The sequence below is a fragment of the Croceicoccus marinus genome, from assembly GCF_001661675.2.
Taxonomy (GTDB): Bacteria; Pseudomonadota; Alphaproteobacteria; order Sphingomonadales; family Sphingomonadaceae; genus Croceicoccus; species Croceicoccus marinus.
Genome location: NZ_CP019603.1, coordinates 400,729 through 420,230 on the forward strand (window position 1 = coordinate 400,729; position 19,502 = coordinate 420,230).

Genomic DNA, 19,502 nt, shown 5'->3' on the forward strand with positions numbered 1-19,502 from the left:
TCCGCCCAGGCATGATGTCCAGCGAAAAGGGCCGCGGGATCCGTTCCCGCGGCCCTTTTTTCGTTCGCCGCTACCGTGTCCTTCCCGGGCCTATTCGGTAAAGGCGCGCTGCTGAAGCCGGGTGAAGGGCCGCAATATATAGCTCAGCACCGAACGCTTCTCGCCGATCAGCGAGACTTCGGCAGTCATGCCCGGCCCGATCGGCAACTCGCGCCCCGCATTGTCGGTGATCGCCTGGGCCTGGGTGCGGACCTCGACTTCATAGAAGCTTTCGCCCGTGCGCTCGTCCAGCGTGGTATCTGGGCTGATCGTCACGACCTCGCCCGGCAGGCCGCCATAGACCGTGGGGTCATAGGCGGTGATGTTGACGCGCGCGGGCTGGCCGATGGCGACCCAGCCGATGTCCTGCGGACGGATGCGCGCCTGGACCATCAGCGAATCGTCCGACGGCACGATCTCGACCAGCGGCTCGCCGGGGGCGACCGATCCGCCCACCGTGCTGACCAGCACGCGGTTGACGCGGCCCGACAGCGGCGCGCGCAGCACGGTGCGGTCCACGCGCCCGCGCAGTGCGGGCTGCGCCTCGCGCTTGGCGGCCAGTTCGCCGCGCGCCTCGGCCAGTTCCGCCGCTGCGCGCGAACGCCAGTCCTGCACCTGCTGCGACATGCTGGCCCGCGCCTCGGCTACCGCGGATTGCGCGCGGGTGACGCCGGCTGCGGCGGCCGATACTTCGGATTGCGCGACCGACGCGCGGCTTTCCGCCTGGATCAGCGACAGGCGCGGCTCCACCCCGCTTTCGACCAGCGGGCGGACCAGCTCCAGCTCCTCGCGCGCGGCGCGGGCGTTCTCGCGCCGCGCTTCGGCTGCCGCCTGCGCTTCGGCGACCGCGCGTTCGGCCTGCGCCACGCGGGCGCGCGCCGCGCTGGTCAGGCTGGCAAGGTCGGACTGGCGGCTGGAATAAAGCGATCGCTCGATCTCCACCTGCTCGGCCAGTCGGGGCGACCCGGTCACCGGAAAGCGCGGAGCCCTGCCGGCGACCTCCGCCTCGAGCCGGGCGATGCGGGCCGCCAGCGCGGCGGAGGTAGCCTCGGCCGCCGACAGGCTCGATCCCGTCTCGGTCGCGTCCAGCCGGACCAGCGGGGCGCCCTGCCGGACCAGTTCGCCCGCGGAGACGAGGATCTGTTCGACCACGCCCCCTTCCAGATTGGACACCACCTGCAATTGCGATGACGGTACCACCCGCCCCTGCCCGCGCACGGTCACGTCCAGCTGCGCGAACGCCGCCCACAGCAGGAAGACGGCGACGAAGCCGGTCACGGCATACAGCAGCCAGTTCGCCGCGCGCGCGGGCGCGATATTCGCCATGCGATCCTCGACAAGCGTGGTCATGATGCGTTCCCGTCGTTGATCGCGGCGGTGCTGGTGGTTACGCGCGCACCCTGCTGGCCGCGCATGCGGGCGAGCACCTCGTCGCGCGGGCCGTCGCCCACGATGCGCCCGCGGTCGACCACGATCAGCCGGTCGACCAGCTGCAGGAACGGCGTGCGATGGGTGATGACGACCAGCGTCCGGTCCGCAAGTTCGCCCTGCAGCCGGTCCAGCAGCGCGGCTTCGCCCTGCGTGTCCATGTGGCTGGAAGGTTCGTCCAGCAGCAGCACGTCGGGCCTGCCCGCCAGCGCGCGGGCAAGCGCGATCGACTGCTTCTGCCCGCCCGACAGCCCCTCGCCCCGGTCGGCGAGCTTGCGTTCATAACCGTTGGGCAGCACCGACATGAACTCGTCCGTGCCCGACAGGCGTGCGGCGCGCAGCATTTCCTCGTCGTCGATGTCGTCGCGGCCCAGCGTAATATTGTCGCGCACCGTGCCCGAGAACAGCACCGTTTCCTGCAGCGCCGAACCGATCCGGCGGCGCAGCACGTCAGGCTCGAACTGGCGCAGTTCCGATCCGTCCACCATGACGGCCCCGCTCTCCGGCTCGTACAGGCCCAGCAGCAGGCGCGCGATGGTCGACTTGCCCGAGCCGACGCGCCCGATGATCGCCACCTTCTCGCCCGGCGCGATACGGAACGAGACATTGTCCAGCGCCTTCGCCCCGCCCGGATAGGAGAAGGTGAGGTCGCGCATCTCGATCTCGCCGCGCAAGGCGGGCGGAGACAGGCGGCGGTCCTCCGTCACCTCGTTCTCCTGCTGCATCAGCCGGTCGATCTGCGCATAGGCGACGCGGGTGGAGGTGAGCCGCGACAGCAGCTGCGTCAGCTGGGTCAGCGGCGCGACCGCCCTGCCCGCCAGGATCGAACATGCCAGCAGCCCGCCCAGCGACAGATCGCCGTCGCCCACCAGGTCCACGCCCACGATGACGACGCCGACATAGCTCATCATCTGGCCCGCCTGCGCCAGCGTGACCGCCAGGTTAGACACCAGCCTCTGCCGCAGCGATATGCCCGCATGATCCTGCAGCGCGCGGTCCCAGCGCCGTTCCAGCATCGGCGCGGCACCGCTGGCCTTGACCGTTTCCAGCCCGCCGATCGTCTCGACCAGCACGGTCTGCTTGCCCAGCCCATCCTTCATCGCCGCCGCGCTCAGCCGGTTCAGCACCGGTTGCAGCAGCCAGCCCGACAGAACGACCAGCGGAATGATGACCAGCGGCACCAGCACGACCGGGCCGCCGATCACGAAGATCAGCACCAGCGTGATCAGCGCGAAGGGCACGTCGACCAGCGCGGTAACAGTCGCGCTGGCGAAGAAGTCGCGCAATGTCTCAAGCTCGCGCATCAGGCCGGCCTGCGCGCCGGTCGAACCGCGGCGGCTGCCGAAGCGGATCGCGATCAGCTGGCGGAACACCGACGTACCGATGGCGCGGTCCACGCGCGCGCCCGCGAAATCGGTGAAATAGCCGCGCAGCAGCTTCAGCACGACGTCGAACAGGATGATGATGCCCATGCCGATGGACAGCGCGATCAGCGAATCCACCGCGTCGTTGGGCAGCACCCGGTCATAGACGACCATGGTGAAGATGCTGGCGGCCAGCGCGAACAGATTGGTGAACAGCGCCGCCAGCGCGATCCGCATATAGATCGGCCGGTTCTCGCGGATGGGGCCCGAAAGCCAGTCGGCGATGCGCGGCGGGCGCGCCGCGATGTCCATGTCGTTGTCGGTCATGTTGGGGGAATATCGCCTTCGTCGGGGACGCTGCCCCAATCTTGCGGAAGCGCAGCTTCGTCGTCCTGCGGCAGTCCCAGCGCGTCGATCAGCCGCCCGGTTCTTGCCAGCAGCACGTATCGGGCGGCGTCGCGGTCGGCGAGCACCTCTATATAGCGGGCCGCGATGGCGAAGAAGCTGTCCTGCGCCAGCATCACGTCCAGCAGGTCGCCGCGCGCGGCCTCGAAACGCAGGGCCAGCACGTCGCGGGTCTGCCGGCTGGCGACGTAATTGTCGGCCAGCGCGCCAAGCTCCAGCTCCAGGCTGTCGACATCGGCCCAGGCGATGGCGGCGGCGCGGGCAGCCTCGTCGGCCACGGCGTCGGCCCTTGCATCGGCGGCGCGGGCCTGTGCGCTGGCCCCGCGGGCGCGCGGGAATGCGCCGGTGAAAAAGTTCTGCCGCAGGGTCAGCACGGCGCGAATGTCGTAATCGCCGTTGTATTCGTCGCGCACCAGCCCATAGCGCCCACCCTCGAGCGAGCCGTCGATCACCGGCAGGCGTTCACCCTTCGCGGCCCTGGCATCGTCGCGCGCGGCGCGGGCCTCGGCCTCCGCCGACAGGACCGATGGCGTGCGGCGGGCTAGAAAAGCCGCCATCTCGGCGGTTACGGCGGGCACTTCGGGCGCGGGTGCTCGCTGCAGATCCTGGGGCGGGGGCGCGCCGATGAATTCGACATAGGCGGCTTCCGCCCCGGCCAGCATGCGGCGATACCGCGCCCGGTTGGTGCGCGCCAGCGCCAGCGAGGAGCGCAGCCGCGCTATATCGCCTTCCGCCGAAAAGCCACTGGCGATGCGCTGTTCCAGGTCGGCGACCAGCCCTTCCTGTTCGGCCACGAAACTGTCGCTGAGGCCGACCAGCGCGCGGGCGGCGAACACGTCGTACCATGCGGCGATGGCGGACATGGCGACCTGCTCGCGCGTAGCGTCCAGATCCTCGCGCGCGGCGCGCAGGCGCTGTCCGGCGGCGTCGATATTGGCGCCCGTCACGCCGAAATCCAGCAGGGTCTGGCGCACCTGGAACGTTCCGTCGACGCGGCTGCGCGCGCGGGTGCGTTCGAACTGGGTGCCAGGCTGGCCCGAAAAGCTGCTGGCGATGCTCTCGCGCGATTGCAGGCTCAGCTGGACATCGGGCACCAGCCCCATCCACGCCTCGTCCCGGCGGGCGTCGGCGGCATCGACCAGCGCCGCGGCAGAGCGCACGCTGCCATGGCGCGCGACCGCCCGGCCGACCGCCGCCCTGAAGCCGCCGCCATCGCCCTGCTCGCGCCCCAGTGACAGCAACGGATCGGTCTCGCTGGATTCAAGCGGACGTTCGGACACGGTGGGCAACGAGGGACCGGCCGGGTCGCCATCGCCATCGCCATCGCCATCGCCATCGCCATCAGCAGTCTGGCCGCTGGCGGCGGGCACAAACAGCAGCGCCGCGCCCATCGCACCGGTCAGCCATGCCCTGAATTTCATTGCCAGTCCCTCATTCACCCAAGGGGATAGCGAGGGGCAGGGGTAATCTCAATCGAAACCATCTGGCCGTTAACCATCATCAAGTCCGGCCTTTTCGCGGCCCTGGGGGCGCGGGACCTGCGCCTCGATCCCCGCGGCCAGCAGGCGGCTGCACAGGCGGTGTGCCTCGGTCCGGTCGAGGTGGCCCGCGCGCCATTGCTTGCCCGCTTCCTCGGGGATGACCGCCAGCAATTGCACCAGCGCCAGCGCATCGGGTGCGGGCATCTGCAAATCGCGCCGCGCCGCGCGGGTCAGCCTGCGATAGATGCGGCTGCGGATCGCCGAAGCCTCGGTCTGCAATTCGCGCATGACTTCCGGCTCGCGCATCACGATTTCCAGCACCGAACCGTGCCGCGCCACATGGTCCAGATAAATCGCCGCGACCCGCCCCGCCCGCTCGGCGAACGAGCCGTCCGTGCCTGCTTCGTCGAGCCCCGCGCCCAGCAGCAGCTCGGCCTCGCGGTCCAGCACCGCCTCGATCAAACGGTGGCGATCCGCGAAATAGGCATAGGCGAGCGCACGGCTGGCCCCCACCGCATCGGCGACGTCGCGCAGCGAAAGCTCGGTCGAACGCTCCCGCTCGATGATGGCATGGGCGGCATCGATCATCTGCGCGGCGCGTTCGTCCGCCGTCCGGTAATCGCGCTTGCCCGCCCCTTCGGCCATCGAACCTCCCCGCTCCATTCGAACGAGGTCTAGTCGATGGCGATGCGATCAGGCAATCGATCAGCCGGGCGTAACCACAATCTTGCCGATGGCCTTGCGGCTCGCCAGCCACTGGATCGCCTCGCCGCCCTGCTCCAGCTTGTACTGGCGGTCGATGCGCGGGGTGATCCTGCCCTGCTGCCACCACTCCATCAATTGCGCGACATGCTGCGCGTTACGCTGGGGTTCGCGGGCCGCGAACGCGCCCCAGAACACGCCGCACACGTCGCAGCTTTTCAGCAGCGTCAGGTTGAGCGGCAGGCGCTGGATCCCCGCCGGAAAGCCGACCACCAGATAGCGCCCCTCCCAGCCGATGGAGCGCAGCGCAGGCTCGCAGTAATCGCCGCCGACGGGGTCATAGATCACATCCGCGCCGTCCTTGCCGACGGCCTGCTTGAAACGGTCGGCCAGCGCCTTGGACTGCGCCTTGTCGAAAGGCGCGCGGTCATAGATCAGCGCCTCGTCCGCGCCCGCATCGCGCGCGGCCTGCGCCTTGTCCTCGCTCGACACCGCAGCGACGACGCGCGCGCCCAGTGCCTTGCCGATCTCCACCGCGGCCAGTCCGACCCCGCCCGCCGCGCCCAGCACCAGCAGGGTCTGCCCCGCCTGCAGATGGCCGCGATCGATCAGCGCGTGGATCGTGGTGGTATAGGTCATCAGCAGCGCCGCGCCCTGCACCGGATCGGCGCCCTGGGGCAGGCGGAAACTGCGGTTCGCGGGGACGGTCATCTGCTCGCACAATCCGCCATGGCCGGTCACGCAGATCAGCCGGTCACCCTGCGCCCAACCGGACACGCCCGCGCCGACCGCCAGTACCTCGCCGCAGATCTCGCTGCCCGGCGCGAAGGGGCGTTCGGGCTTGAACTGGTATTTGTCCTCGATGATAAGCACGTCGGGATAGTTGATGCCGCAGGCCAGCACGCGGACCAGCAGCTCGCCTTCCCTGGGATCGGGCGCGGGAATATCCTCTAGGCTGAGCGTGTCGGGGCCGCCGACTTCCTTCAACAAAAGCACCTTCATGGATTGGATCCTTCCCTGTTCCTGCAGCAATGCGCCGCCCATCCTCTGGCGCATGGCCTCGTCCACGCCCAAGCTGTCGAGATAGCCGATGACCGAGCCATGCGAGGCATCGATGGCATCCAGCGCAGACCCGATATAGGCAGGCGGCGCGGCCATCATTACCGCGATCGCCTCCGCGCCGAAACGTTCGTGAAAGGCGCTGCGCGAACCGTCCCGCAGCACCGCGCGCGCCTGGTCGCCGGTGTCCTGCCGGGTCAGCCCCGTCAGAGCGTAATCGGCAAGGATGAGGTCGCGCTCCACCCCCAGCGCCGCCAGCACCAGCGCCGCCGCCATGCCGGTGCGGTCCTTGCCCGCCGAGCAATGGATCACGCAGGGCACAGCGCCATCGGCGATGCGGTGCAGCACCTCGCCAAAGACATGCGCCATGGTGCGCGGCAGTTCGGCATAGAAATCGATCATCAGCCGGTGCGCGCCTTCCTCGGTCGGCGGATAATCCATCGCCATGTCGATCAGGCGGCGCTTGTGGCCGGGGCGGAAGACATGGGTTTCCAGATGCTCGCCGGTCCATGCGGTCGGATCGGCCTCCCGCTCATGCCGGGCACGCAGGTCGAAGATCGTGCGGATGCCCAGATCGTCCAGCGTGCGGCAATCCTGCGTGCTAAGCCGCGAAAGCCGGTTCGCGCGAAACAGCCGCCCGCGCCGCACGATCCGCCCGTCGGCCGCCGGATAGCCGCCAAAATCGCGGAAATTGCGCGCCCCGTCCAGCGCGACCAGCCGCTCGGCCAGCAAGGTTTGCGCTTCGCCCGTCATGCGGATGCGTCCACCACGAACTGCCCGATCCAGCGCGCGATCAGGGCGGGCTTGTCCTGCCCCTTCACCTGCATCTCGGCGTCCAGCACCTGTTGATAGCGGCCCGGCGCCTTTTCCTGGATGTCGGCAATGGTGAACCGCCCCCGCACCTCGGACTCCGTCCGAACCGGCTGGACGAAGCGGACCCGGTCGGTGCCGTAATTAATGCCCATCACCACCCCCGGTATCGCGGGCCTGCCCGCATCGGCCAGCAGCCGCGGCAGCAGCGACAGCAGCAGGAAGCCATGCGCGATGGTGCCGCCGAACGGCGTCTGCGCGGCCCGCTCGGGATCGACATGGATGTACTGGTGATCGCCGGTCGCATCGGCGAAGCGGTCGACCATCTGCTGCGACACGGCGAGCCATCCCGATGTATAGACCGCCCCCGTCATGCGGGCGATCACCTGCGCCCGTTCCTCGGCCATCTGCGTCATTCGGCATTCCTTTCCCGCGCGCAGCCTATGCGCGGCCATGCACCCGGCACAAGCCTTTTTTGAACTTGTGGTATTGAATGGGCCCGAACTTCAAACAAACGCATATCCCTTGTTGGCGGCGCGAATTGCTGTTGCCATCCGCGCTGCTTTGAACATAAGGTATCTATCAAACAGAACATCACGGGACGGGATGGAGCAAAGGTGACCAAGGAACCGGCCGCGCCGCAAGCGACTTCTGGCGATTCGCAATACGCGGACCTGGACGAGGACAGGCTGACCGCCTGGATGGGCGAGCATGTCGCGGGTTCCGGCCCGATCCGCTCCATCGTCAAGTTCCCCGGCGGCCAGTCCAATCCGACCTATCGGATCGATACCGACAGCCGGAAATATGTGCTGCGTCGCAAGCCCTTCGGCCCGCTGCTCCCCTCTGCCCATGCGGTAGAGCGCGAGTTTCGCCTGATCAGCGCGCTATATCCTACCGATGTCCCCGTCGCCCGCCCCTATGCTTTGTGCGAGGACGAGAATGTCATCGGATCGACGTTCTATGTCATGGAAATGGTCGAGGGGCGCACCTTCTGGAACGGCGCGCTGCCCGATTGCGCCCCGGCGGAGCGTACCGCGATCTATCGCGCGATGGTGGATGCGCTGGCGCAGCTGCACGCGGTCGAACCCGAAGCGGTCGGCCTTGGCGACTATGGCGCGCCCGGCAATTATTTCGAACGTCAGGTCCGGCGCTGGACCCGCCAGTACCGCGCCTCGCAGACCGACGACATTCCGGAAGTCGAGCGGCTGATCGAATGGCTGCCCAAGGGGCTACCGGTGCAGGACCGCGTCTCGATCATCCACGGCGATTACCGGATCGACAATCTGATCTATGCGCCGGACCGGCCCGAGATACTGGCGATGCTGGACTGGGAGCTGTCCACCCTAGGCGATCCACTGGCCGATTTCGCCTATCTGGCGATGAACTGGGCCATGCCGCAGGGTGAGCGCGGCGCGCAGCTGGGCGGTCTGGACCTGCCCGCGCTGGGCATACCGACGCTGGAGGAGATCACCGACCTCTATTGCGAGAAGACCGGGCGCAGCGGGGTGCCCGACCTCAACTGGTATTTCGCCTATAATCTCTTCCGCCTTGTCGGCATCGTGCAGGGCATCAGGAAACGCATCATCGATGGCAACGCCTCCAGCGCCGAGGCGGAGCGAACGGCGGCGCGGGTCGTTCCCCTGGCACAGCAGGCGGGGGCCTTCGCGCAGCAGGCTTGATCCGCCGCCATCAACATAGCAGGAGCATATCCATGTCGCTTTTCGACCTGACCGGCAAGACCGCCATCGTGACCGGATCCTCGCGCGGGATCGGCCGCGCCATCGCGCAGCAACTGGCCGCGCATGGCGCGAATGTGGTGATATCCAGCCGCACGCAGGAAGACTGCGACACGGTGGCCAAGGAGATCAACGCCAAGGGTGCGGGCCGCGCGGTCGCCATCGCCGCCAGCATCTCGTCCAAGCAGGCGCTTGAGGAGCTGGCCGCCAAGACTCGCGCCGAGTTCGGCCCGATCGACATCATGGTCTGCAACGCCGCCAGCAACCCGCATTACGGCTCGCTCGACGACATCAGCGACGATCAGTTTCGCAAGGTGCTCGACAATAATGTGCTGTCGAACCATTGGCTGATCCAGCAGGCGCTGCCCGACATGCGCGCCAGCGGCGGGGGCGCGATCATTGTCGTATCGTCCATCGGCGGCCTGCGCGGATCGCCCACCATCGGCGCCTATAACGTCTCCAAGGCCGCCGACTTCCAGCTGGTGCGCAATTACGCGGTCGAGAACGGCAAGCACAATATCCGCATCAACGCCATCGCGCCGGGCGTGGTGAAAACCGACTTCGCCCGCGCCTTGTGGGAGGACCAGAAGGTCCACGACGCGACCGCCGCCCGCACGCCGATGCGGCGCCTCGGCGATCCCGACGACATCGCGGGCGTCGCGGTCATGCTGGCCAGCCGGGCGGGCGGCTGGATGACCGGGCAGATGGTCGTGATCGACGGCGGCATCACGATATGAGCGGGGCGCTGGCAGGCAAGGTCGCGGTCATCACCGGCGCGGCATCGGGCATCGGGCGCGCCAGCGTGCTCGCCTTCGCCGGCGCGGGCGCCAAAGTTCTGGCCTTCGACCGCGAACCGGCGGTGGACGACCTTGCAAGCGAGAGCGTGATCGCGCAGCAGGGCGACGCGGGCAGCGAAGCCGACATCACCGCCGCGATTCAGCGGGCCGAGGCGGAATTCGGCAGGCTGGACATCTTCTATGCCAATGCGGGGATCACCGGGGGCACGCCCGGCGGCTATTTCGATGCCACGCCCGAATTGTGGCTGGAGGTGCTGCGCGTCAATCTGATCGGCCCCTTCCTCGCGGTGAAGCATGCCGCGCCCGTCATCGCACGCCATGGCGGCGGGGCGATCCTGTGCACCGCCAGCGTCGCGGGTTTGCGTTCGGGCGCGGGGCCGGCGCAATATTCGGCGTCGAAAGCGGCCGTCATCAGCCTGGTGCAGACCGCATCGCAGCAGCTTGCCGGATCGGGCGTGCGCATCAACGCGGTGTGCCCCGGCCTGATCGAAACCGGCATGACCCGCCCGCTGTTCGACGGCGCACGCGCGGCGGGCAAGCTGGACAAGGTGGGCATGCTGAACCCGCTGGGCCGCGGCGGAGAGCCGGACGAGATCGCCGCCACCGCGCTGTTCCTGTGCTCCGACGCGGCGAGCTATATTACCGGGCAGGCGCTGGCGGTCGATGGCGGGCTGTCCGCGTCGCACCCCACCGCGCACCGCCCGGCCGAACAGAAGGGCGCGGCATGGTAGCGGCAGGCGAATGGCTCGCATCGGCGCTGGTCGATGCCGGGCGGGTCGAGGGCGAGATCCCCAATGACTGGAAACAGGGCCGCACCTGCTATGGCGGGCTGTCGAGCGCGCTGGCATGGCGCGCCGCGGCCACGCTGCTGCCCGACCTTCCCCCGCTGCGCAGCGCGCAGATCGCCTTCGTCGGCCCGGTCGAGGGTCATGTCACCGGCTCTGCCCGCCTGCTGCGACGGGGCCGTTCCAGCGCCTTTGTCGAGGCCGAGCTGAAGGGCCCGCAAGGCGTGGTGCTGAAGGCGATCTTCGCCTGTCTGGACGAGCGCCCCTCGCGCGCCGAGCTGGCCGCGGCGCCCGCCCCGCCCGGCCCCGCGGCGGGCGAAATTCCGCAGGAGCTGCCCGAAAGCGCGCCCGCCTTCGTGCGCAAGATGGAATTCGCCCATTCGCTGCCGCCCGATGAGACCGGCGAACCGTTGCTGCGCCGCTGGGTCCGCCTGCGTGAGCGCGAGGGGCTGGATGCGACGACCGAGTTGCTGCTGATGGGCGACGGCCTGCCCCCTGCCGCGATCCGCCTGCTCGACGGGACCGGGCCGGTATCCTCGGCGACATGGACGCTGAACATCGTCACCGCCGATCCGCGCACCCATGACGGCTGGTGGCTGCTGCAATCGCGTAGCGACCAGGCGCAGCGCGGATTGTCGGCGGAATCGTGCGAAATCTGGAATAGCGCGGGCGAGGCCGTGGCCACCGGCTCGCAGACCGTCTCGATCTTCGGCTGAACCGCCGCCGAATCGCGCGCGGCAACCGCCGCCCTTCCCTCACATTCCTGTTTTCGGTTTGCCGGGCTCGCCTTGTGATGCCCGGTGGGATTGCCATGCCGATTGCGGCATTCGTCCGGGGTATTGCCACGATGCGTAAACGGCGCTTGATCTGGAAAGCGATTTGTTAGAATAGTGGGTATGCCAAGCCCGCCGCGACGGGCAGGGCCGCGCGATGCCATCGGCAAGCGGGGCCGCAACGGGATCGAGGAGAGTGCAATGTCCGTGATATCCACCCGCATCCAGGGCGACGTGCTGGTCGTCACTGCCGACAACCCGCCGGTCAACGCACTGGGCGCGGCGGTCCGGCAGGGGCTGATGGACGCGATGCGCCAGGCCGCGTCGGACGATGCCGTCAAGGCGGTGGTGATCCGCTGCGACGGGCGCACCTTCTTCGCGGGCGCGGACATCACCGAATTCGGCAAGCCGCCGGTCTCCCCCAGCCTGCCCGAAGTGATCGACGCGATCGAGAATTGCCCCAAGCCCGTCGTCGCCGCGATCCACGGCACCGCGCTGGGCGGCGGGCTGGAGGTCGCGCTGGGCTGCCATTACCGCGTCGCCGTGCCCTCGGCAAAACTGGGCCTGCCCGAGGTGAAGCTGGGCATCCTGCCCGGCGCTGGCGGGACGCAGCGCCTGCCCCGCGTCGTGGGGGTCGAGGCCGCGCTGCCAATGATCGTCACCGGCGATCCCGTTCCCGCGAAAAAGGCCAAGGCAATGGGCCTGCTCGACGCGCTGGTGGAGGATGAGGCAGGGCTGGAGGATGCCGCCATCGCCTTTGCGCAGGATGTCGCGGGCCGATCCGAACATCCGGTATCCAGCCGCCGCAGCGACCGCATCGCCGATACGCCGCCATCCGCCTTCGACGATTTCCGCAAGGCCAATGCCCGCCGCCTGAAAGGCTTCGAAGCGCCAGAGGCCTGCATCCAGGCAGTCGAGGCCGCGGTCAGCCAGCCCTACGAGGAAGGCATCAAGACCGAGCGGGTCCTGTTCCAGAAGTTCGTCACCGGCACGCAGTCGAAAGCCTTGCGCCACGTGTTCTTCGCCGAACGCGCCGCGCAGAAGATCGACGATCTCCCCAAGGACATCGAGATCCTGCCCATCCGCAAGGTCGGCATCATCGGCGCGGGCACCATGGGCGGCGGGATCGCGATGAATTTCCTGTCCGCGGGCATCCCCGTCACCATGGTCGAGATGAAGCAGGACGCGCTCGACCGCGGCATGGGCATCATCCGCCGCAATTACGACAATACCGCCAAGAAGGGCCGCATCACGCAGCAGCAGGTCGATACCGCGATGAGCAACCTGACCGGATCGCTCGACTATGCGGACCTCGCCGATTGCGATCTGGTGATCGAGGCGGTGTTCGAGCTGATGGACATCAAGAAGCAGGTGTTCGGCAAGCTCGATTCCATCATGAAGCCGGGCGCGATCCTGGCGACCAACACCAGCTATCTGAACGTGAACGAGATTGCCGCGTCGACCGGCCGTCCCGAATGGGTGATCGGGCTCCATTTCTTCTCGCCCGCCAATGTCATGCGACTGCTGGAAATCGTGCGCGGCGACAGGACCGCGCCGCAGGTGCTGGCGACCGCGATGAAGCTGGCCAGGACCATCGGCAAGGTCGCGGTCGTGTCGGGCGTGTGCCACGGCTTTATCGGCAATCGCATGCTCGCCGCGCGGCAGAAACAGGCCAATGCGCTGCTGATGGAAGGCGCAAAGCCGCACCAGATCGACCAGGTACTGCTGGATTTCGGCTTTCCCATGGGGCCGTTCCAGATGGCCGACCTCGCCGGCCTCGACCTTGGGTGGAAGGAAGAGGAATCGAAGGGCGAGACGATCCGCGACGTGCTGTGCGAACGCGGGCGGCGCGGGCAGAAGACCGGCAAGGGCTTCTACGATTACGACGAAAAGCGCAATCGCACCCCTTCGGACGAGGTGAACGCCATCGTCGCCGGTTTCGCCGCGAAATCGGGCAAGGCCCAGCGCGACATCGGCGATGACGAGATCCGCGAGCGGCTGCTTTTTCCCATGGTCAACGAAGGCGCGCTGATCCTGGAGGAAGGGATCGCCCAGCGCGCCAGCGACATCGATATGGTCTGGCTCAACGGTTACGGCTGGCCTGCCTATACGGGAGGGCCGATGTTCTGGGCGGACATTGTGGGGCTGAGCACCGTCGTTGCGGGGCTGGAACGCCACGGGGATGCGATGCCCGACCTCACGATCTCGTCGCTGCTGAAGGACAAGGCCGCGAAGGGCGAGCGGTTCAATGGCTGACGACCTTGCCGCCTTCCGCGCCGAAACCCGCGCGTGGCTCGAGTCGAACTGCCCGCCCGAAATGCGCACGCCGCCTCGCAGCGATGCCGATGTCTGCTGGGGCGGGCGCAAGTTTCAGCCCTCCAGCCCGGCGCAGGCCGAATGGCTGCGGGCGATGGGGGAGCGCGGCTGGACGGTGCCCGACTGGCCCGCCGAATATGGCGGCGGCGGGCTGACCGCCGCCGAGGCCAAGGTGCTGCGCGAGGAAATGGCCGCATTGGCCTGCCGCAATCCGCTGCAGAGCTTCGGCATCTCGATGCTCGGCCCCGCGCTGCTGAAATATGGGACCGAGGAGCAGAAGCACGAACACCTCCCCCGCATCGCGCGCGGCGAGATCCGCTGGTGCCAGGGCTATTCCGAACCCAATGCGGGGTCCGATCTCGCCAGCCTGGCCACCCGGGCCGAGGACATGGGCGATCATTTCATCGTCAATGGCCAGAAGGTCTGGACCAGCTATGCCGACAAGGCGGACATGATCTTCTGCCTGGTACGCACCGATACAAGCAGCAAGCAGGGCGGCATTTCCTTCCTGCTGTTCGACATGGAGCAGGAGGGCGTTTCCACGAAACCCATCCGCCTGATCAGCGGCTATTCCCCGTTCTGCGAGACCTTCTTCGACGATGTGAAAGTGCCCAAGTCGAACGTGGTCGGAGAGATCAACAAGGGCTGGGACGTCGCCAAATATCTGCTGGGGCACGAGCGGGAGATGATATCGGGCATGGGATCGCGCGGCGGCGGGGCATCGGTGCCGGATACCGCGCTGCACCATCTGGGGCGGGATGAGGACGGCCGGCTCGACGATCCGGTGCTGCGCGCGCGCATCGCCCTGTTCGAGGTGCGCAGCCGCGCCTTTGCAGCCATGGCCGAGCGTTTCATCGACACGCTGAAGGCCGGCAAGGCGCATGCCGCGCAGCCGTCGATGATGAAATATTTCGGGACCGAGCTGAACAAGCAGCGGCACGAACTGCTGATGGCGGCGGGCGGGCATGACGCGCTGGAATGGGACAGCGAGGGCAGCAATGGCGGCGCCGCGCCGCGCGCATGGCTGCGCACCAGGGCCAATTCGATCGAGGGCGGCACGTCCGAGATCCAGCTGAACATCATCGCCAAGCGCATTCTTGACCTGCCGGGGGGCTGACTTATGCCGACGTACTGGAACGAGGACCAGCAGATGCTGGCCGACAGCGCCCGCCCCTTTCTGGCCGACAAGGCGCCGGTATCGCACCTGCGCGCGCTGCGCGACGAAGGGAACGCCGACGGCTTCTCACGCGATTTGTGGCGCGAATTCGCGGACATGGGCTTCACCGGCCTGTTGGTGGGCGAGGAAGACGGCGGGCTCGGCCTCGGCCATGTCGAGGCGGGGGTGGTGCTGGAGGAGATCGGGCGCAACCTGTCGCCCTCGCCCTTCCTGACGACTTCGATCGGCGCGGTGACGGCGCTGAAATCCGGCAGTCCGGCAGCGCGGCAGGCATGGCTGCCCGGCATCGTCGCGGGCGAAACCGTCGCCGCGCTGGCGCTGGAGGAAGGCGCGCGGCACCGCCCGCACCGGGTCGCCACGAAAGCGCAGCGCAGCGGCAATGGCTTCCGCATCGACGGGGCGAAGAGCTTTGCCGTGCAGGCGCAGGCCAGCGACCTGCTGATCGTCTCCGCCCGTACCGCCGGCGGCGAGCGCGAGGCGGACGGCATCACTTTGTTCGCCATCCCGCGCAGCGCGCCGGGCGTGACGCTGCAGTCCGAAATGCTGGTCGACGGCGGCCACGCCGCCCGCGTGCTGCTGGAAGGGGTGGAGGTCGACGGCGATGCCGTTCTGGGCGAGGTTGACCGCGGATCTGACACGCTGGGCCATGTGCTGTCCGCCCTGCGCGCGGGTTCGTCGGCCGAGCTGGTCGGTCTTGCCGAAGGGGCGAGCGGCATGACGCTGTCCTATCTGCGCACCCGCAAGCAGTTCGACCGCATCATCGGATCGTTCCAGGCGCTGCAGCACCGCGCGGCGCAACTGTACTGCGAGATCGAGGTGGCGCGCGCCGCCACGCTGAAGGCGCAGCAATTGCTGGATGATGGCAGCGAGGGCGCGCATGAAGCCGCCAGCGTCGCCAAGGCGATGACCGGCATGGCCAGCGCGCTGGCGGTGCAGGAAGCGATCCAGATGCACGGCGGCATCGGCATGACCGACGAGCACGATATCGGCTTCTTCATGAAGCGCCAGCGCGTGCTGGCCGAAATGTTCGGCGACGCCGACTTCCATGCCGAGGCGCTGGCACGGGCCGCCGGATATTGAAACGGGGCGGGTCCGGCGGCCCGCCCCCCTTTTCGTCAGGCCGCCTTCCCCAGTTCGATGAAACGCGCGAGATGCTCGTCCTCATCCCCCAGCACATGGCCCAGCATGATCATGCGCTTGGCGTAATGCGACAGCGGCAATTCCCAGGTCATGCCGATGCCGCCATGCAGCTGGATCGCTTCCTCCGCCGCCAGGCTGCCGACCGCGCCCAGCGTGTATTTCGCCGCCGAGCAAAAGCGGTCGCGCGTCGCCGGGTCCTTGTCATAATTGGCGGCGGCGTAGATCGCGGCGGACCGTGCCTGCTCGATCTCGAGCGCGACGGTCGCCATGCGGTGTTGCAGCGCCTGGAACTTGCCGATCGGCACGCCGAACTGCTTGCGCGTGCGCAGATAGTCCAGCGTCATCGCGCGCAGCACGTCCATCACCGCGACGCCTTCCCAGGTGACGGCGACCAGTCCCATCGCCCTTGCCGCATCGATGGCATCGCCCGCCTTGCCGGATTCGCCCAGCAGGGTCGCGGGCGCACCGTTCAGCCGCAATTCGCCCGCCGATCCGCCGTCCACCAGCGGATAATCGCGGACCGTGACACCATCGGAGGACAAGTCGACCAGAAATGCCGATCCCTCGCTTGTGACTACCGCCTTGTCCGCGCTGCCCAGATATTCGACCACGCCCTTCGCGCCCGTCAGCGTCCAGCCGCCGTCGGCCTGCTTCGCGGTAACGTCGGGCAAGGGCGCGCCGTCGCTGCCGATGGCCGGGTCATGCGCGAATGTGACGATGCTTTCGCCCGAAATCATGGCTTCCAGCGCGGCGTGATCGCCCAAGGCTTCCAGCACCTTGCCCGCCATCAGACAGCCCAGGAACGGCCCCGTCGCCAATGCGCGGCCCAGTTCGCCGAAGGTCGCACCGACATCGAAGGCGCCGCCGCCATAGCCGCCCGCATCCTCGGCAAACCACGACCCGATCACGCCCAGTTCGGCCAGCCCGTTCCACAGCTCGCGGTTGAAGCCTTCGTCGCTGGCGATGGCGGTCTCGCGCGCCTTCCAGTCGAAATTGCCTGCCAGAAAACGCGACAGAGAATCGACCAGCATCTGCCGGTCTTCGCCCAGTGAGAAATCCATGAATCAGAGCTCCAGAATGGCCTTGGTGATGATCTCGCGCTGCACCTCGTTCGAGCCGCCGAAGATCGAAAGCTTGCGCGTGTTGAAATATTGCGCCGCGGTCGGCGCGGCCCAGTCGGGGCCCACCGGCTCGCCGTTGAAGCCTTCCTCCAGCGCCTCGGTGATGAAGGGCTGGGCATAGCGGCCCGCGGCGCGGCGCATCAGGTCGGTGATCTGCTGGCGGATCTCGGTCCCCCGGATCTTAAGCATCGAGCTTTCCGCCATCGGCGCCTGACCATGCCCCGCCGCGTCCAGCACGCGCAGGTTAGTGGTCTTCATGTTCTCCAGCTCAATTTCCAGCTTCGCCAGCCGGGCGGCGAACAGCGGATCCTCGGTCAGCGGCTTGCCGTTTCGCATGGTGGTGCGGGCGTGTTCCTTCAGCTGCTCGAACGCCGCCATCGATGCGCCCACGCCCGCGATATTGGTGCGTTCATAGGTCAGCAGGTACTTGGCATAGGTCCAGCCCTTGTTCTCCTCGCCGACAAGGTTTTCTACCGGCACCTTCACGTCGGTGAAGAACACCTCGTTCACTTCCATGTCGCCTTCCAGCAGCTTGATCGGGCGCACCTCGATCCCCGGCGTGGCCATGTCGATAAGGAGGAAGCTGATCCCCTCCTGCTTCTTGCCGGTGTTGTCAGTGCGCACGAGGCAGAAGATCATGTCGGCATACTGGCCCAGCGTGGTCCAGGTCTTCTGCCCGTTGACGATGTAATGATCGCCCTCGCGCCGCGCGCTGGTCTTCAGGCTGGCAAGGTCGGACCCCGCGCCGGGTTCGGAATAGCCCTGGCACCACCAGTCGGTGCCGTCGAGGATGCGGGGCAGCCAGTGCTTCTTCTGCTCCTCGCTGCCGTATTTGATCAGCACCGGGGCCAGCATCGACAGGCCAAAGGGCACGATGCGCGGGGCATGCGCCATGGCGACCTCGGTCTCGAAGATGAAGCGCTGGATCACGCTCCACCCGGTGCCGCCCCATTCCTGGGGCCAATGGTTCGCCAGCCAGCCCTTCTCGTTCAGGATGGCATGCCATTCCTCCATGTCCTCTTTCGTCAGGCGCTGACCCTGCCGCACCTTGTCGGACAGGCGGGCGGGCAGCTTTTCCTTCAGGAAGCTGCGTACTTCCTCGCGAAAGGCTTCGTCTTCGGGGGTAAAGTTCAAATCCATGGCTTGTGTCCTGTCATGAGGGGATTTCGAAAAGTCCGGCCGCGCCCATGCCGCCCGCCACGCACATGGAAACGACCACATGGCGCACATTGCGCCGCCGCCCTTCCAGCAGCGCCGCGCCGACCAGACGCGATCCGGTCATGCCGAAGGGGTGGCCGATGGCGATGGCGCCGCCATTGACGTTGAGCCGGTCGGGATCGATCCCCAGCCGGTCGCGGCAATAGAGCGCCTGGCTGGCGAAGGCCTCGTTGATCTCCCACAGCCCGATGTCGGCGATTGTCAGCCTTGCGCGGTCCAGCAGTTTGGGGATCGCGAAGACCGGCCCGATGCCCATCTCGTCGGGCGCGCAGCCCGCAGCCTGGAACCCACGAAAGATGCCCAGCACCTCGCGTCCCTCGGCCTCGGCGGCCGCGCGGTCCATCACGATCTGCGCGGCGGCGCCGTCGGATAGCTGGCTGGCGTTTCCAGCGGTGACGAAGCGGCCTTCTTTCACCTTCATCCCGTCCTTCCACACCGGCTTCAGCGCGGAGAGCGCCTCGGCCGTGGTGTCGGCGCGGATGCCTTCGTCGGCGCTGACGGTCAGCGTCTCGCGCCCCGTTTCGGTCCCGTCCTTCGCGCGCAGGATCTTTTCGACCGTGATCGGCACGATTTCGTCCGCCAACCTGCCCGCCCGGGTCGCATCGGCGGCGCGCTGCTGGCTGGTGGCGGAAAATTCGTCCTGCGCCTCGCGGCTGATGCCATAGCGTTCGGCCACGATCTCGGCAGTCTCGATCATCGCCATATAGGCGTCGGGCTCGGCCTCGCTCACGGTGGGGGAACGCCAGTGCGGCCCCGCGATGGGCGGCTGGCCCAGGGTGGTGGAGATCGATTCCGATCCGCCTGCCAACACCACGTCGGCATCCCCCGCGATAATGCTGCGCGCTGCCAGCGCCACCGTGGTCAAGCCCGACGCGCATTTGCGGTCCAGCGTGAACGCAGGCAGTTCCTGCGGCAGGCCCGCGGTGAACAGGCTCATGCGCCCGACATTGTAGAACTGCGGACCGAACTGCCCGCCTGCACCCCACATGACGTCGTCGATGCGCGCGGGATCGATCCCGGCACGGTCTATCGCGGCATTCATCGCATGCGCGGCCAGCACATCGGGCATGGTCGCATTGAACGCGCCGCGATGCGCCTTGCCGACGGGCGTGCGGGCGGTCGAAACGATGACGGCTTCGCGCATGGCAGGC

The 19,502-nt window shown here is 67.7% G+C and carries 16 protein-coding genes and 1 pseudogene; 7 read left to right on the forward strand and 10 right to left on the reverse strand.

The window, feature by feature from the left end; translation table 11 throughout:
* Nucleotides 1–90 precede the first annotated feature (90 nt).
* The 7 genes and pseudogenes from A9D14_RS16040 to A9D14_RS16065 form a co-directional block, all read right to left on the reverse strand.
* Nucleotides 91–1,389 (reverse strand): HlyD family type I secretion periplasmic adaptor subunit, encoded by a 1,299-nt coding sequence (locus tag A9D14_RS16040; RefSeq protein ID WP_066850168.1) that lies wholly within the window; start codon nt 1,387–1,389, stop codon nt 91–93.
* Nucleotides 1,386–3,158, reverse strand: coding sequence for a type I secretion system permease/ATPase (locus tag A9D14_RS16045; RefSeq protein ID WP_066850172.1), 1,773 nt, complete (start codon nt 3,156–3,158; stop codon nt 1,386–1,388). Before A9D14_RS16045 ends, A9D14_RS16040 begins: the two co-directional genes overlap by 4 nt.
* A complete protein-coding gene (locus A9D14_RS16050; RefSeq protein ID WP_087910591.1) occupies nt 3,155–4,657 on the reverse strand; it encodes a TolC family protein in 1,503 nt (500 codons plus the stop codon). Before A9D14_RS16050 ends, A9D14_RS16045 begins: the two co-directional genes overlap by 4 nt.
* Before the next feature lie 69 nt (nt 4,658–4,726).
* A complete protein-coding gene (locus tag A9D14_RS16055; protein ID WP_157668286.1) occupies nt 4,727–5,362 on the reverse strand; it encodes a TetR/AcrR family transcriptional regulator in 636 nt (211 codons plus the stop codon).
* A gap of 60 nt (nt 5,363–5,422) precedes the next feature.
* Nucleotides 5,423–6,421: an NADPH:quinone oxidoreductase family protein gene (locus tag A9D14_RS20190; protein ID WP_066850689.1), complete on the reverse strand. Its 999-nt coding sequence runs from the start codon at nt 6,419–6,421 to the stop codon at nt 5,423–5,425.
* Nucleotides 6,422–6,505: 84 nt separating this feature from the next.
* A pseudogene (locus A9D14_RS20195) lies at nt 6,506–7,231 on the reverse strand (tyrosine-protein phosphatase); the annotation flags it as partial.
* Nucleotides 7,228–7,704: a MaoC family dehydratase gene (locus tag A9D14_RS16065; protein WP_087910606.1), complete on the reverse strand. Its 477-nt coding sequence runs from the start codon at nt 7,702–7,704 to the stop codon at nt 7,228–7,230. The pseudogene A9D14_RS20195 and the gene A9D14_RS16065, both read right to left, overlap by 4 nt.
* A gap of 285 nt (nt 7,705–7,989) precedes the next feature.
* Between A9D14_RS16065 and A9D14_RS16070 the strand changes: the two genes are divergently transcribed.
* The 7 genes from A9D14_RS16070 (at nt 7,990) to A9D14_RS16100 (ending at nt 15,952) form a co-directional block, all read left to right on the forward strand.
* Entirely contained in the window at nt 7,990–8,967 is a 978-nt protein-coding gene (locus A9D14_RS16070) for a phosphotransferase family protein (protein WP_083988164.1), read from the forward strand.
* 32 nt (nt 8,968–8,999) lie between these two features.
* Nucleotides 9,000–9,761: an SDR family NAD(P)-dependent oxidoreductase gene (locus A9D14_RS16075; RefSeq protein WP_066850177.1), complete on the forward strand. Its 762-nt coding sequence runs from the start codon at nt 9,000–9,002 to the stop codon at nt 9,759–9,761.
* Complete coding sequence (locus tag A9D14_RS16080) at nt 9,758–10,552, forward strand: SDR family NAD(P)-dependent oxidoreductase (protein WP_066850178.1); 795 nt, start codon at nt 9,758–9,760, stop codon at nt 10,550–10,552. The genes A9D14_RS16075 and A9D14_RS16080 overlap by 4 nt, the downstream gene beginning before the upstream one ends.
* Nucleotides 10,546–11,322 carry an acyl-CoA thioesterase gene (locus A9D14_RS16085; protein WP_066850180.1) on the forward strand — a complete coding sequence of 259 codons (777 nt, stop codon included), beginning with the start codon at nt 10,546–10,548 and terminating at the stop codon, nt 11,320–11,322. Before A9D14_RS16080 ends, A9D14_RS16085 begins: the two co-directional genes overlap by 7 nt.
* Before the next feature lie 258 nt (nt 11,323–11,580).
* Nucleotides 11,581–13,635: a 3-hydroxyacyl-CoA dehydrogenase NAD-binding domain-containing protein gene (locus A9D14_RS16090; protein WP_066850692.1), complete on the forward strand. Its 2,055-nt coding sequence runs from the start codon at nt 11,581–11,583 to the stop codon at nt 13,633–13,635.
* Entirely contained in the window at nt 13,628–14,812 is a 1,185-nt protein-coding gene (locus A9D14_RS16095) for an acyl-CoA dehydrogenase family protein (protein WP_066850184.1), read from the forward strand. Before A9D14_RS16090 ends, A9D14_RS16095 begins: the two co-directional genes overlap by 8 nt.
* Before the next feature lie 3 nt (nt 14,813–14,815).
* The gene (locus A9D14_RS16100) at nt 14,816–15,952 is read left to right on the forward strand and encodes an acyl-CoA dehydrogenase family protein (protein WP_066850187.1); all 1,137 of its coding nucleotides are present in this window, start codon (nt 14,816–14,818) and stop codon (nt 15,950–15,952) included.
* A 35-nt stretch (nt 15,953–15,987) separates the two neighbouring features.
* Here the strand turns inward: A9D14_RS16100 and A9D14_RS16105 are convergent, their stop codons facing one another.
* From A9D14_RS16105 to A9D14_RS16115, 3 genes are read right to left on the reverse strand one after another with little or no spacing between them, the layout of a single operon-like run.
* Nucleotides 15,988–17,073, reverse strand: coding sequence for an acyl-CoA dehydrogenase family protein (locus A9D14_RS16105; protein WP_066850190.1), 1,086 nt, complete (start codon nt 17,071–17,073; stop codon nt 15,988–15,990).
* 3 nt (nt 17,074–17,076) lie between these two features.
* Complete coding sequence (locus A9D14_RS16110) at nt 17,077–18,273, reverse strand: acyl-CoA dehydrogenase family protein (RefSeq protein WP_066850199.1); 1,197 nt, start codon at nt 18,271–18,273, stop codon at nt 17,077–17,079.
* 13 nt (nt 18,274–18,286) lie between these two features.
* Nucleotides 18,287–19,495, reverse strand: a complete 1,209-nt coding sequence (locus tag A9D14_RS16115) for a thiolase family protein (RefSeq protein WP_066850693.1) — start codon at nt 19,493–19,495, stop codon at nt 18,287–18,289.
* Nucleotides 19,496–19,502 lie beyond the last annotated feature (7 nt).

Excerpts from the sequence above, each read along its gene's own strand:
- A9D14_RS16040 (WP_066850168.1), bottom strand. The coding sequence starts at position 1,389 with ATGACCACGCTTGTCGAGGATCGCATGGCGAATATCGCGCCCGCGCGC.
- A9D14_RS16090 (WP_066850692.1), top strand. The coding sequence starts at position 11,581 with ATGTCCGTGATATCCACCCGCATCCAGGGCGACGTGCTGGTCGTCACT.
- A9D14_RS16115 (WP_066850693.1), bottom strand. The coding sequence starts at position 19,495 with ATGCGCGAAGCCGTCATCGTTTCGACCGCCCGCACGCCCGTCGGCAAG.
- A9D14_RS16110 (WP_066850199.1), bottom strand. The coding sequence starts at position 18,273 with ATGGATTTGAACTTTACCCCCGAAGACGAAGCCTTTCGCGAGGAAGTA.
- A9D14_RS16055 (WP_157668286.1), bottom strand. The coding sequence starts at position 5,362 with ATGGCCGAAGGGGCGGGCAAGCGCGATTACCGGACGGCGGACGAACGC.
- A9D14_RS20190 (WP_066850689.1), bottom strand. The coding sequence starts at position 6,421 with ATGAAGGTGCTTTTGTTGAAGGAAGTCGGCGGCCCCGACACGCTCAGC.
- A9D14_RS16080 (WP_066850178.1), top strand. The coding sequence starts at position 9,758 with ATGAGCGGGGCGCTGGCAGGCAAGGTCGCGGTCATCACCGGCGCGGCA.
- A9D14_RS16075 (WP_066850177.1), top strand. The coding sequence starts at position 9,000 with ATGTCGCTTTTCGACCTGACCGGCAAGACCGCCATCGTGACCGGATCC.
- A9D14_RS16085 (WP_066850180.1), top strand. The coding sequence starts at position 10,546 with ATGGTAGCGGCAGGCGAATGGCTCGCATCGGCGCTGGTCGATGCCGGG.
- A9D14_RS16100 (WP_066850187.1), top strand. The coding sequence starts at position 14,816 with ATGCCGACGTACTGGAACGAGGACCAGCAGATGCTGGCCGACAGCGCC.
- A9D14_RS16050 (WP_087910591.1), bottom strand. The coding sequence starts at position 4,657 with ATGAAATTCAGGGCATGGCTGACCGGTGCGATGGGCGCGGCGCTGCTG.
- A9D14_RS16045 (WP_066850172.1), bottom strand. The coding sequence starts at position 3,158 with ATGACCGACAACGACATGGACATCGCGGCGCGCCCGCCGCGCATCGCC.
- A9D14_RS16105 (WP_066850190.1), bottom strand. The coding sequence starts at position 17,073 with ATGGATTTCTCACTGGGCGAAGACCGGCAGATGCTGGTCGATTCTCTG.
- A9D14_RS16065 (WP_087910606.1), bottom strand. The coding sequence starts at position 7,704 with ATGACGCAGATGGCCGAGGAACGGGCGCAGGTGATCGCCCGCATGACG.
- A9D14_RS16095 (WP_066850184.1), top strand. The coding sequence starts at position 13,628 with ATGGCTGACGACCTTGCCGCCTTCCGCGCCGAAACCCGCGCGTGGCTC.
- A9D14_RS16070 (WP_083988164.1), top strand. The coding sequence starts at position 7,990 with ATGGGCGAGCATGTCGCGGGTTCCGGCCCGATCCGCTCCATCGTCAAG.